Raw genomic sequence first — 11,302 nt, forward strand, 5'->3', positions numbered from 1 at the left:
TTAGCTCTCCGTTGCTTCCGACGGCGCATCGCCGGCGGGGGCCTCAACAGCGACGTCCACAGCGCGGCCGGCCTCGGTGCTGGTCGCCGTGGTGCCCGACGAACCGCTGCGACGCGGACGGGTACCGGACGGACGATCCCGACGGGGACGGTCGGCGGCGGGAGCGGCGGCGGCGAGCTCACGCTTGCCACCGACGATGTCGCCCTTGTAGATCCACACCTTCACGCCGATACGGCCGAATGTGGTCTTGGCCTCGTAAAGGCCGTAGTCGATGTCGGCGCGCAGCGTGTGAAGCGGCACGCGACCTTCGCGGTAGAACTCCGAGCGGCTCATCTCAGCACCGCCGAGGCGGCCCGAGCACTGCACCCGGATGCCCTTGACGTTCGGCTGACGCATGGCCGACTGGATGGCCTTGCGCATGGCACGACGGAACGCGACACGGTTGCTCAGCTGCTCGGCGACGCCCTGCGCCACCAGCTGGGCCACGCCCTCGGGGCTCTTGACCTCGAGGATGTTCAGCTGAACCTGCTTGCCGGTCAGCTTCTCCAGGTCGGCGCGGATGCGGTCGGCCTCGGTGCCACGGCGACCGATGACGATGCCCGGACGTGCGGTGTGGATGTCCACCCGGACGCGGTCACGCGTGCGCTCGATCTGCACGTCGGCGATGCCGGCGCGCTCCAGGCCGGTGGCCAGCAGCTTGCGGATGGCGACGTCTTCCTTGACGTAGTCCGCGTACTGCTTGTCGGCGTACCAACGGGACTTCCATTCGGTGGTGATACCGAGGCGGAAGCCGTGCGGGTTGATTTTCTGGCCCACTACTCCGAGCCTCCCTTCGTCTCGGTCTTGGCAGCGGCGGCCTTGCTGCCCTGGGCACGACGAGCGCGCGCGGCACCGGCCGAAGCAGCCTTCGAGCCCTTGTCCTTCGCGGGACGGCTCTCGACGACCACGGTGATGTGGCTGGTGCGCTTGCGGATCCGGTACGCACGCCCCTGGGCGCGCGGCCGGATGCGCTTGGCGGTCGGGCCCTCGTCGGCGAAGACCGTGGCGACCACGAGGGTCGTCGGGTCCAGGCCCTCGTTGTTCTGCGCGTTGGCGGCAGCGCTGGCGATCACCTTGGCGACCGGCTCGCTGGCAGCCTGCGGTGCCCACCGCAGGATGTCGAGCGCCTCTTCGACGCTCTTGCCACGGACCAGGTCGATGACCCGGCGGGCCTTGCTCGCCGACACACGCACGAAGCGCGCCTTGGCGCTCGCGGACGGGTATTCAGTAACGGTAGTCATTAGCGGCGCTTGCTCTTCCGGTCGTCCTTGATGTGACCCTTGAAGGTCCGCGTCGGGGCGAACTCGCCGAGCTTGTGCCCGACCATCGCCTCACTGACGAACACCGGCACGTGCTTGCGACCGTCGTGGACGGCGAAGGTGTGACCGATGAAGTCGGGGATGATGGTCGACCGACGGGACCAGGTCTTGATGACCTGCTTGGTGTTCTTCTCGTTCTGCGCGTCGACCTTCTTCAACAGATGGTCGTCGACGAACGGACCCTTCTTGAGGCTACGAGGCATCGTCTATTCCTTTCCGGCCTAGCGCTTCTTGCCGGTGCGCCGGCGGCGGACGATGAGCTTGTCGCTCGGCTTGTTGGGCTTGCGGGTGCGGCCCTCGGGCTTGCCCCACGGGCTCACCGGGTGACGACCACCGGAGGTCTTACCCTCACCACCACCGTGCGGGTGGTCAACCGGGTTCATCACGACACCACGGACGGTCGGGCGCTTGCCCTTCCACCGCATACGGCCGGCCTTACCCCAGTTGATGTTCGCCTGCTCGGCGTTGCCGACCTCGCCGACGGTGGCGCGGCAGCGCACGTCGACGCGACGGATTTCACCCGACGGCATACGCAGCGTGGCGTACGCGCCTTCCTTACCGAGCAGCTGGATGCTGACACCGGCCGAGCGGGCCAGCTTGGCACCGCCGCCCGGACGCAGCTCCACGGCGTGGATGACGGTACCGGCCGGGATGTTGCGCATCGGCAGGTTGTTGCCCGGCTTGATGTCGGCGTTGGGGCCCGACTCGACAACGTCGCCCTGCTTGAGGTCCTTGGGGGCGATGATGTAGCGCTTCTCGCCGTCCACGAAGTGGAGCAGCGCGATGTTGGCGGTACGGTTCGGGTCGTACTCGATGTGCGCGACCTTGGCGTTGACGCCGTCCTTGTCATGGCGACGGAAGTCGATGACGCGGTAGGCACGCTTGTGACCGCCACCCTTGTGACGAGTCGTGATGCGGCCGTGCGCGTTACGACCACCAGTGCCGTGCAGCGGACGGATCAGCGACTTCTCCGGAGTCGAACGAGTGATCTCGGCGAAGTCGGAGACGCTCGAACCGCGACGACCCGGGGTCGTCGGCTTGTACTTGCGAATTCCCATTATCAGTTAATCCCTTAACTCCCGGCCGATCAGGCCGGAGCTCCGAACAGTTCGATCGGCTTGCTGCCGGCGGACAGGGTCACGATCGCGCGCTTGGTGCTCTTGCGCTGGCCGTAACCGGTGCGGGTGCGCTTGCGCTTGCCCTTCCGGTTCGCGGTGTTCACCGAGTCGACCTTCACGTCGAAGATCTTCTCGATAGCGATCTTGATCTGCGTCTTGTTGGACTCCGGCGCCACGATGAACGTGTACGTGTTGTCCTCGATGAGTCCGTAGGACTTCTCCGAGATGACCGGGGCCAGGATGATGTCGCGAGGATCAGTCACGGTAGCCATCAGGCCGACACCTCCTCTTTCGTGTTGGCGGTGATGTAGGCGTTGAGCGCCTCCACCGAGAACACCAGGTCGTCGGCGTTGAGCACGTCGTAGGTGTTCAGCTGATCCGGCGAGATCACGTGCACGCCAGGCAGGTTGCGGACGCTCTTGGCGCCGACCACATCGCTGCGGCCGATCACGACGAGCACCTTCTTGTTGTCGGTCAGCGACGACAGGAACGACTTGGCGCTCTTGGTCGACGGGTTCTGACCAGCCACCAGTTCGGTGATCGCGTGGATGCGCTCGTTGCGAGCCCGGTCCGACAGCGCGCTGCGCAGGGCGGCAGCGATCATCTTCTTCGGGGTCCGCTGGCTGTAGTCACGCGGCTGCGGGCCGTGGACGACGCCACCACCGGTGAACTGCGGGGCGCGGGTCGAACCCTGACGGGCGCGGCCGGTGCCCTTCTGGCGGTACGGCTTCTTGCCACCACCGGACACCATGGCCCGGGTCTTGGTGGCGTGCGTGCCCTGGCGGGCGGCGGCCAGCTGGGCCGTCACCACCTGGTGCATCAGCGCGATGTTGGGCTCGACGTCGAACAGCGCGGCGGGCAGCTCGACAGAGCCGTCCTTCTTGCCGTCCGGGGTCTTGACGTCAATCTTGAGAGTCATTACTTCTCGCCTCGCTTAACTGCGGTGCGGACAACCACCAGTCCACCGTTGCGGCCCGGGATGGCGCCCTTGATGAGCAGCACACCGTTCTCGGCGTCGACCTTGTGAACCTTCAGGTTCTGGGTGGTGACGCGGTCGCTACCCATCCGGCCGGACATGCGGGTGCCCTTGAAGACACGGCCCGGGGTGGCGCAGCCACCGATCGAACCGGGACGACGGTGCACAGCCTGGGCACCGTGCGCGGCGCCCTGGCCCTTGAAGCCGTGACGCTTCATGGTGCCGGCGAAGCCCTTGCCCTTGCTGGTGCCGGTCACGTCGACGTATGCGCCGTCGGCGAAGATCTCGGCGGTCAGCTCCTGGCCGACCTCGTACTCAGCAGCGGCGGACTCGTCGTCGAGACGAAGCTCGGCCAGGTGCCGGCGCGGGTTGATGCCTGCAGCGGCGAACTGACCGGTGACCGGCTTGTTCACCTTGCGAGGGCTGATCTCGCCGTAGGCGAGCTGCACGGCGCTGTAGCCGTCGCGCTCGGTGGTACGGATGCGGGTCACCACGTTGGGGCCGGCCTTCACGACCGTGACCGGGACGACTTTGTTGTTCTCGTCGAACACCTGCGTCATGCCCAGCTTGGTGCCCAAAATGCCTTTGCGTGCCATTTTTCTGGGTCTCCTACTGGATGTTGACGTCGACGCTCGCCGGCAGATCGATGCGCATCAAGGCGTCAACGGTCTTCGGCGTGGGGTCGAGGATGTCGATAAGGCGCTTGTGGGTACGCATTTCGAAATGCTCCCGCGAGTCCTTGTACTTATGGGGAGACCGGATGACGCAGTACACGTTCTTCTCGGTCGGCAGCGGCACCGGGCCGACCACGCTTGCCCCCGTACGGGTGACCGTCTCAACGATCTTGCGCGCCGAGGCGTCAATCGCCTCGTGGTCGTAGGCCTTGAGCCTGATGCGGATCTTCTGTCCCGCCACGCTTCTCCTACCTAACTTTCACGGGCCCGTGCTCGGGCCTGGTCTTCAATACGCACGCATCGGGATACCCGATCGCGCGCGCTGGCTATGCCGCCGCTCTTTACGTTTCTGTGGTTCACCGACCCCCGCGCTCGGGCGTGTCGCCTTTGCGCACAGTCGTCCGCGTTGGAAATTCCATCGTGGGCGATGCTGGGACCGGATGCGCCCGAGATGGGCGCCGGTCGTATGCCCGCAGCGGGCGGACCCGGCGCAAGGCAACCCGAACAGTATGCCCCAGATCCGGGCTCGCTCCAAATCCACTGCGGAGCAGTTCGGCGCGCCCGGGTTCTACCGCCGGTCCTGCGGTGACCTCGGGTTCATTCTGCCTTGAATCTGCCTTGATTCTGCGGCGACGGCGCTGACGTTCGACTGGATCGCGCCCTGGTTGGAGAGTGGGCGCAGAGGTCCGGTTGATCCTGCAGTGGTGGCGCAAAAGTTCAAGTGGGGTGCGCCCCAACTACAGGGTCAACGCACGCCTGGGCGCTTCTCACGTTGACTCTGCACTCATGGCGTAGAAGTGCGAGTACGTAGCACCCGGGCCGCAGAGCCAACCGCGACGTCGGGTTGAGCCTGCGCGCACGGCGAGCAAGTGCGAGTACCCCGCGCCCAGGCCGCAGAATCAGCGTCGGCACTGAACTTACTGTTGAGTAAGGTAGAGACATGTCGACACTGAGCTCCACGTACCGCGCCTGGAAGCAGCTCTCCGGACGGCCCGGCGGCAGCCTGCTGTTCTCCGCGGCCGCGATGGTGCGGGTGCCGTACTTCGCGTCGGTCCTGCCCCGGGTGGTGACGATGGAGCCGGGCTACGCCGAGGTGGCGGTGCCGAAGTGGTTCTTCGTCTACAACCATCTGCACACCGTGCATGCCATCGCGTCGTGCAACGCCGCCGAGGCTGCCATGGGCATGGCGATGGAAGCGACCGTGCCGACGAGCCACCGCTGGATCCCGAAGGCCATGAACGTGCGGTACCTGGCCAAGGCCACCACCTCACTGCGGGCCCACGCGCGGGTCGACGTCCCCGACTTCGAGACGCTGACGAGAGGCACCGACGTCGTCGTATCGGTCTCGGTGGTCGACGCCCGGGGCGAGGAGGTCGTGCACGCCGACATCACGACGTGGGTGACGCCCGCCTAATCGAGATAGGTGCCGTGACCCTCGCGCACCAGGTCACCGTCGAAGATCAGCACCTCGTTGACCAACTGACCGCGGTGGTTGCGGTAATTGATGACGAGCGCCTGCGTCCCGATATAAGTGGCCACGATCTCGAAGTGCAGCTCCGGCACCGCGGCCAGCGCGGTGGTCCAGTACCGCCGCAGCGCGTCCTTGCCCCGCACCACTCCCCCGGATTCGGGCACCACGCGCGCCGCGACGGGTGAGGTGAAGACGACGTCGTCGTGAAAATGCGCCAGGACAGCCTCGACGTCGTGGGCGTTCCAGGCCGCACACCACTCACGGGCGAATCGGTCGGCATCGCGGATCGTCATGCCGCCCCATCGAAGTGGACGCAACCTCGGCGGGCAAGGCATTTTCCGCGCGTCGAGCGTGCGACCTGCCGAGACGCCACGCCGCTGACGTCACCAGAATCCCCCACGTTCGACGTAGCAGTCAGTGCTGCAGAGTCCCCCAGAACGCGCACTGGTGTACCTGGTCGTAGTCCGTGACCAACCGACTGCCATCGGGGCGCAGCGACATGCGGCTGTCATGCTCGTCGCCGGCCAGCTGCGGCCATTCCGGCGCACCGTCGGCACTCGGCCGGCCATCACGGACGAACGAGCTCCAGTAGTCGATCATCTGATCCGACAGGGCGACTTGCGGCGGCGTCGGCGGAGGTGCGCCACCCATGTTGAAGATGTAGCGCAGGTCCAGCGAGTGGCTGGCACCGACAGGGAAAGGCAAGTGGCGCAACGGATCCGGCGTCGGTGGCGCCGGGTCGGCGAACTCGTAGCCATATACCGGCGCATCGCCGACCAGCGCGTCGCCGATGCGGTCGGCCACGCACGCGAACGCGGCGTCGGTGACTGCCGTCGAATAGGCAACCGCGGCGCTGTCCCCGTAGCGGTCCAGCGGGTAGTGCTCGGCCACCGCACCGGCGTCGGCGCCGAACGTCGACTCCAGGAGGCGCGGGTAGGCGTCGGCATGGAACCGCTTGCCGGCACGGAGATACTGCAGCGCCACGAAGAGGGTGAACTCGTCGCGGGTGGTACCGATCATCACCGGCACCCGGGCCGCAGCGCCGTCGCTGATGGCCCGCATCGGATCGACCGGCAGCAGCGTTGTCCCGGAGACGGGCCCGCTGAGCATGTTCTCGCCGATCCCGTAGTACCACACCGGTTTTCGCAGTTTGTCGACCGGCAGACGGCGCAGACAGTCGGCGGCGTCCGCCACATCCCCGCACCCCGCCGCCTGCGCATAGGTCAGGCTCGCCCGCGTGGCCTCCGGTAGTGCGCCCTGCGCCTGGCACGGCCCGCTCGCGATGATGGCGCCGCGGAAGAGACCGCCCGAGTCGGGGGCGACGAGGTGGTCGCACACCGACATCCCGCCGGCGGATTCACCGGCGATGGTCACCTTGTCGGGATCGCCGCCGAACGCGGCGATGTTGTCGCGCACCCAGCGCAGCGCCGCCTGCTGATCGGCCAGCCCGTAGTTGCCGACGTCGGGGCCGCTACCCAGTGCGGGGTGGGCCAGGAAACCCAGCGCACCGAGGCGGTAGTTGACGGTCACCACCACGACGTCGCCGCGTGTGGTCAGCCGAGTCGAGTTGTAGATGCTGCTGGAGCCGTTGATGAACCCGCCGCCGTGCAGCCACACCAGCACCGGTCGACGTTCACCGGAGGCCCGCACCGGCGGCGTCCAGACATTGAGCGTCAGACAATCCTCGCTGGTGTTGCGGCCCATCTCGAGGTCGCCCTTGGGATCCTGGATGCAGCGCGCACCCGGCTTGCTGCCGTCGAGCGCCCCGTCCCACGCGAGCGCGGGCGCCGGCGGCCGGAAGCGCAATGGCCCCAATGGTGGTGCGGCATAAGGAATTCCACCGAAGAACCGTAGGTCCGGATTGACCGTCCCGCGGACGGTCCCCGATGCGGTGTGCACCAGCGCCGGATCGGCGGTCACCGCGTCGGGCGCGACGACCGTCGCACCTTCACTGTGCGAGTCCAGGCCACAGCCGGCCACCAGCAGCACCGCGGCAGCCACTGCCGCAGCGCGCTGCAGCAGTCTGGGCGAATGGGCGGACGACACGACCACCCAGCGTACTGAACGCCCACCGAATGCAGCCCAGAAATATTTCGCGCGACCCCCTCCCCAACGGACATCGAACGACCTACACTCCACTTGACAGCTGTCAAGTTTGCGTCTGCGTGAGGAGTTCAATGACTGCACCCACCACCGACGAGGCCGCGAAGGTCCTCGCCGCCCCCTCCGCCTACGCCGACGACGACCGGTTGCACACCGCCCTGACCCGCCTCCGCGCTACGAATCCCGTTGCCTGGGTTGACAATCCGCCGTACCGGCCGTTCTGGGCGATCACCAAGCACGCCGACATCATGGCCATCGAGCGCGACAACAACCTCTTCATCAGCGAGCCCCGCCCGCTGCTCATGAAAGCCGACGCCGAAGATCTGCTGAAGGCGCAGGCCGAGGCGGGGATGGGGCTGCGCACGCTCATCCACATGGACGACCCGCACCACCGGAAGATCCGCGCCATCGGCGCCGACTGGTTCCGGCCCAAGGCCATGCGCGACCTGAAGGTCCGGGTGGACGAGCTCGCGAAGCGGTACGTCGACCGGATGCGCGACATCGGCCCCGAGTGCGACTTCGTCGAGGAGATCGCGATCCAGTTCCCGCTCTACGTGATCATGTCGCTGCTCGGCCTCCCCGAGGAGGACTACGACCGCATGCACACCCTCACGCAGGAGATGTTCGGCGGCGACGACGAGGAGTACTCACGCGGCCAGACACCGGAAGAGCTGTTCGCCGTGCTGCTCGACTTCTTCCAGTACTTCGCCGCGCTGACCGCATCCCGGCGGGCCAACCCGACCGATGACCTGGCGTCGGCGATCGCGAACGGCCGCATCGACGGCGAACCGCTCAGCGACATGGACACCGCGTCCTACTACGTGATCGTGGCCAGCGCCGGCCACGACACCACCAAGGACGCCATCTCGGGTGGGCTGCATGCGCTCATCCAGAATCCCGGCGAGCTGGCCCGCCTGAAGGCGAATCCCGATCTGATGTCCACGGCCGTCGAGGAGATGATCCGGTGGAGCACACCGGTGAAGGAATTCATGCGCACCGCGACCGCCGACACGGTCGTGCGCGGGGTGCCGATCGCCGCGGGCGAATCCGTCTATCTCGCTTACGTTTCCGGTAACCGCGACGAAGAGGTGTTCACCGATCCGTTCCGGTTCGACGTCGGGCGCGAGCCGAACAAGCACCTGGCGTTCGGCTACGGCGTCCACTTCTGTCTGGGTGCCGCACTGGCGCGCATGGAGATGAACAGCCTGTTCTCCGAACTGCTGCCCCGACTGGACTCGATCGAATTGGCCGGTACCCCGGAGCTTTCCGCGACGACGTTCGTCGGCGGCTTCAAGCACCTGCCGATCCGGTACTCGCTGCGCTGATGCGATGAGTCGCGAGGAAGCCGTCGACGGCGGCGACGGCGATCTCGCGATAGTCGAAGTCGGGCAGGGTGCTGAGCTTGCCGAGCACGATCGGGCCGAGTAACAACGCCGCGGCGCGGACCCGGTCGACGTCACCCAACTCGGCGACAGCCTCGGGGCTGGACAGCACCGCCTCGAACGGGGCGGCGTACTGCTCGGCCACGCGTTCCCGCAAGTTACGGACCTCGATGCTCTCGGTCCCCGCCGTGCCCCACGGCAGGTGTTCGAGGTTGCCACCGAGCGTCAGCCACGACATGGCCGCCAGGCTGACCGGCGCCTCGGCGATCAGTTCCGCCTGCGCGCGCACGAGCGCGATCAACCGCTCGCGCAGGTTCCCCTCGGCGAGCGGCACGGGAGCCGGCGGGATGAGCGCGTGAAATGCCGCTGCCAGCAGGTCATTTCCGCTGGCATAGTGCCGGTAGAGCGTCGCCCTGGCCACATTGGACGCGCGGATCACCGCGTCGACGGTCACGGCACTGGGACCGCCGGTGCGCAGGAGGGCGGTCGCCGCCTCGAGGAGCCGCGCCCGTGACCGGGCCGGCCGGGGGTCGCCGTATTCGCTGGACAACGCAGTTCACCTTCCGGACGCCAAACAAGACTGTTAGTCTCGTTTGAAGATCAGCAGTCTTGAAACTACCGGAAGGTGGCCGCATGGCCGACAAGGCGAGCGTGGTGAGCCCCCGGGCCGGTACCACGCCGCCGACGGCCGCCGCACCCATCGCGCGGAACCGCACCTGGACCCTTCTGGTGGCGTGTTCCGGTGTGCTGGTGGTGATTTCGTCGATGGTCGCGCTCAACACCGCGCTCGGTGACATCGCCATGGCAACGTCGGCGAACCAGACCCAGCTGACCTGGATCATCGACAGTTACACACTGACGCTGGCCTGCCTGCTGCTGCCCGCCGGCGCCCTCGGCGACCGCTACGGCCGGCGCGGTGCCCTGCTGTTCGGTCTGGCCATCTTCGCGGCGGCCTCGATCGTCCCGGCGGTCAGCACCGATCCCTTGCACATCATCGGCGCCCGCGCGGTCGCCGGAGTGGGCGCCGCCTTCATCATGCCGGCGACGCTGTCCCTGATCACCGCCTCGTACCCGGCCGACCAGCGCACCAAGGCGGTGGGCATCTGGGCCGGGATGGCCGGCTGTGGTGGCGTGTTCGGCATGCTGGGATCCGGTGTGCTGCTGCACTTCTGGCCCTGGCAGTCGATCTTCTGGGCCTTCGCCGGCGCCGGACTGGTCCTGATGGTCATGAGCACGACCATCACGACGTCGCGCGATGCGGAGGCCCGCACCTTGGACGTCGCCGGCGCGATCGTCATCGCCGCCGCGGTCGCCGCGCTGGTGTACGGCATCCTCGCGGCACCCGATCGGGGCTGGACACATCCGGTGGTGCTGGGTGGTATCGCCGGCGGCCTGATCCTGGCCGGGGCGTTCGCGATCATCGAGCTCCGGGCCCGGTACCCCCTGCTGGATGTGCGGCTGTTTCTCGATCGCCAGTTCGGCACCGGAGCCGCGGCCATCACGGTGCTGTTCCTGGTGATGTTCGGCTTCTTCTACCTGGCGATGCAATTCATGCAACTGGTCATGGGCTACAGCCCGCTGGGAACGGCACTGGCCCTGTCCCCGCTGGCGGTGCCGATGCTCATCCTGTCCCCGCTGTCGTCGTGGTACCTGCCGAAGCTGGGATTGCGCCTCGTGGTGCTCATCGGCCTGGGGCTGCTGTCCGCCGGCCTGCTGTCCCTATGTCTGGTGCGCATCGACTCGTCGTACTGGGCCCTGGCGTGGCCGCTGCTGGTGGTGAGCACCGGAGTCGGAATATTCACCGCGCCAACGACTTCCGCCATCATGACATCGGTACCGGACGGCAAACAGGGGGTGGCGTCGGCGGTCAACGACACCACCCGGGAGGTGGGTGCCGCCCTCGGCATCGCGCTGACCGGCTCCCTCCTGGCAGCCGGATACACCGAACACATCGGGCCCGCCGCGGCCGGTTTTCCGGCCCCGGTACAAGACGCGGCACGCGGCTCGCTGGCCGGTGCGGTGGCCGCGGCGCCCCATCTGGGCCCGGTCGGTGGTCAGCTCCTGGCCGTGGCCCGCGTGGCGTTCCTGCACGGCATGCATACAACACTCGTGGTGCTGGCGTCGATCACCGCGGTCGCGGGCGTACTGATCGCATTCTGGGCGCCCGGCCGCGACCGCACACCGCCCAACGACTAGTCTGCACAGGCATTTTCGCGATTC

Annotated in this window: 14 protein-coding genes; 3 read left to right on the forward strand and 11 right to left on the reverse strand. The window is 67.3% G+C overall.

Annotation, left to right across the window (positions count from 1 at the left end):
- From rpsC to rpsJ, 8 genes are read right to left on the reverse strand one after another with little or no spacing between them, the layout of a single operon-like run.
- On the reverse strand, positions 1-816 hold the full coding sequence (rpsC, locus tag ACJH6I_RS07135; RefSeq protein ID WP_061002779.1) for a 30S ribosomal protein S3: 816 nt from the start codon (positions 814-816) through the stop codon (positions 1-3).
- A complete protein-coding gene (rplV, locus tag ACJH6I_RS07140; RefSeq protein ID WP_212806912.1) occupies positions 816-1,280 on the reverse strand; it encodes a 50S ribosomal protein L22 in 465 nt (154 codons plus the stop codon). The genes rpsC and rplV overlap by 1 nt, the downstream gene beginning before the upstream one ends.
- Positions 1,280-1,561 carry a 30S ribosomal protein S19 gene (rpsS, locus tag ACJH6I_RS07145; protein WP_020101403.1) on the reverse strand — a complete coding sequence of 94 codons (282 nt, stop codon included), beginning with the start codon at positions 1,559-1,561 and terminating at the stop codon, positions 1,280-1,282. The genes rplV and rpsS overlap by 1 nt, the downstream gene beginning before the upstream one ends.
- Positions 1,562-1,579: 18 nt before the next feature.
- On the reverse strand, positions 1,580-2,416 hold the full coding sequence (gene rplB / locus ACJH6I_RS07150; RefSeq protein WP_061002785.1) for a 50S ribosomal protein L2: 837 nt from the start codon (positions 2,414-2,416) through the stop codon (positions 1,580-1,582).
- A gap of 29 nt (positions 2,417-2,445) precedes the next feature.
- Positions 2,446-2,748 carry a 50S ribosomal protein L23 gene (gene rplW, locus ACJH6I_RS07155; protein ID WP_029119743.1) on the reverse strand — a complete coding sequence of 101 codons (303 nt, stop codon included), beginning with the start codon at positions 2,746-2,748 and terminating at the stop codon, positions 2,446-2,448.
- Entirely contained in the window at positions 2,748-3,395 is a 648-nt protein-coding gene (gene rplD, locus ACJH6I_RS07160) for a 50S ribosomal protein L4 (protein ID WP_061002787.1), read from the reverse strand. The genes rplW and rplD overlap by 1 nt, the downstream gene beginning before the upstream one ends.
- On the reverse strand, positions 3,395-4,048 hold the full coding sequence (rplC, locus tag ACJH6I_RS07165; protein ID WP_073696999.1) for a 50S ribosomal protein L3: 654 nt from the start codon (positions 4,046-4,048) through the stop codon (positions 3,395-3,397). The genes rplD and rplC overlap by 1 nt, the downstream gene beginning before the upstream one ends.
- 13 nt (positions 4,049-4,061) lie before the next feature.
- The gene (rpsJ, locus tag ACJH6I_RS07170) at positions 4,062-4,367 is read right to left on the reverse strand and encodes a 30S ribosomal protein S10 (RefSeq protein ID WP_003883485.1); all 306 of its coding nucleotides are present in this window, start codon (positions 4,365-4,367) and stop codon (positions 4,062-4,064) included.
- Positions 4,368-5,066: 699 nt separating this feature from the next.
- Here rpsJ and ACJH6I_RS07175 point away from each other — a divergent pair.
- Positions 5,067-5,540, forward strand: a complete 474-nt coding sequence (locus ACJH6I_RS07175) for a hotdog fold domain-containing protein (RefSeq protein WP_226519494.1) — start codon at positions 5,067-5,069, stop codon at positions 5,538-5,540.
- Here the strand turns inward: ACJH6I_RS07175 and ACJH6I_RS07180 are convergent.
- Together ACJH6I_RS07180 and ACJH6I_RS07185 are read right to left on the reverse strand one after the other, a co-directional pair.
- Positions 5,537-5,890 (reverse strand): nuclear transport factor 2 family protein, encoded by a 354-nt coding sequence (locus ACJH6I_RS07180; protein ID WP_226519495.1) that lies wholly within the window; start codon positions 5,888-5,890, stop codon positions 5,537-5,539. The two genes, ACJH6I_RS07175 and ACJH6I_RS07180, sit on opposite strands and share 4 nt — an antisense overlap.
- 121 nt (positions 5,891-6,011) lie before the next feature.
- Positions 6,012-7,649: a carboxylesterase/lipase family protein gene (locus ACJH6I_RS07185; RefSeq protein WP_226519496.1), complete on the reverse strand. Its 1,638-nt coding sequence runs from the start codon at positions 7,647-7,649 to the stop codon at positions 6,012-6,014.
- Positions 7,650-7,774: 125 nt separating this feature from the next.
- Here ACJH6I_RS07185 and ACJH6I_RS07190 point away from each other — a divergent pair, with 125 nt between their 5' ends.
- Positions 7,775-9,025, forward strand: coding sequence for a cytochrome P450 (locus ACJH6I_RS07190; RefSeq protein ID WP_226519497.1), 1,251 nt, complete (start codon positions 7,775-7,777; stop codon positions 9,023-9,025).
- Here ACJH6I_RS07190 and ACJH6I_RS07195 read toward each other — a convergent pair.
- Complete coding sequence (locus ACJH6I_RS07195) at positions 8,991-9,632, reverse strand: TetR/AcrR family transcriptional regulator (protein ID WP_226519498.1); 642 nt, start codon at positions 9,630-9,632, stop codon at positions 8,991-8,993. The two genes, ACJH6I_RS07190 and ACJH6I_RS07195, sit on opposite strands and share 35 nt — an antisense overlap.
- A gap of 83 nt (positions 9,633-9,715) precedes the next feature.
- Here ACJH6I_RS07195 and ACJH6I_RS07200 point away from each other — a divergent pair, with 83 nt between their 5' ends.
- Positions 9,716-11,278, forward strand: a complete 1,563-nt coding sequence (locus ACJH6I_RS07200) for an MFS transporter (RefSeq protein ID WP_226519499.1) — start codon at positions 9,716-9,718, stop codon at positions 11,276-11,278.
- Positions 11,279-11,302 lie beyond the last annotated feature (24 nt).

The sequence above is a fragment of the Mycobacterium sp. SMC-13 genome, assembly GCF_045311035.1.
Classification (GTDB): domain Bacteria; phylum Actinomycetota; class Actinomycetes; order Mycobacteriales; family Mycobacteriaceae; genus Mycobacterium.

Excerpts from the sequence above, each read along its gene's own strand:
- rplV (WP_212806912.1), bottom strand. The coding sequence starts at position 1,280 with ATGACTACCGTTACTGAATACCCGTCCGCGAGCGCCAAGGCGCGCTTC.
- rpsS (WP_020101403.1), bottom strand. The coding sequence starts at position 1,561 with ATGCCTCGTAGCCTCAAGAAGGGTCCGTTCGTCGACGACCATCTGTTG.
- rplB (WP_061002785.1), bottom strand. The coding sequence starts at position 2,416 with ATGGGAATTCGCAAGTACAAGCCGACGACCCCGGGTCGTCGCGGTTCG.
- rplW (WP_029119743.1), bottom strand. The coding sequence starts at position 2,748 with ATGGCTACCGTGACTGATCCTCGCGACATCATCCTGGCCCCGGTCATC.
- rplD (WP_061002787.1), bottom strand. The coding sequence starts at position 3,395 with ATGACTCTCAAGATTGACGTCAAGACCCCGGACGGCAAGAAGGACGGC.
- rplC (WP_073696999.1), bottom strand. The coding sequence starts at position 4,048 with ATGGCACGCAAAGGCATTTTGGGCACCAAGCTGGGCATGACGCAGGTG.
- ACJH6I_RS07175 (WP_226519494.1), top strand. The coding sequence starts at position 5,067 with ATGTCGACACTGAGCTCCACGTACCGCGCCTGGAAGCAGCTCTCCGGA.
- ACJH6I_RS07180 (WP_226519495.1), bottom strand. The coding sequence starts at position 5,890 with ATGACGATCCGCGATGCCGACCGATTCGCCCGTGAGTGGTGTGCGGCC.
- ACJH6I_RS07190 (WP_226519497.1), top strand. The coding sequence starts at position 7,775 with ATGACTGCACCCACCACCGACGAGGCCGCGAAGGTCCTCGCCGCCCCC.
- ACJH6I_RS07200 (WP_226519499.1), top strand. The coding sequence starts at position 9,716 with ATGGCCGACAAGGCGAGCGTGGTGAGCCCCCGGGCCGGTACCACGCCG.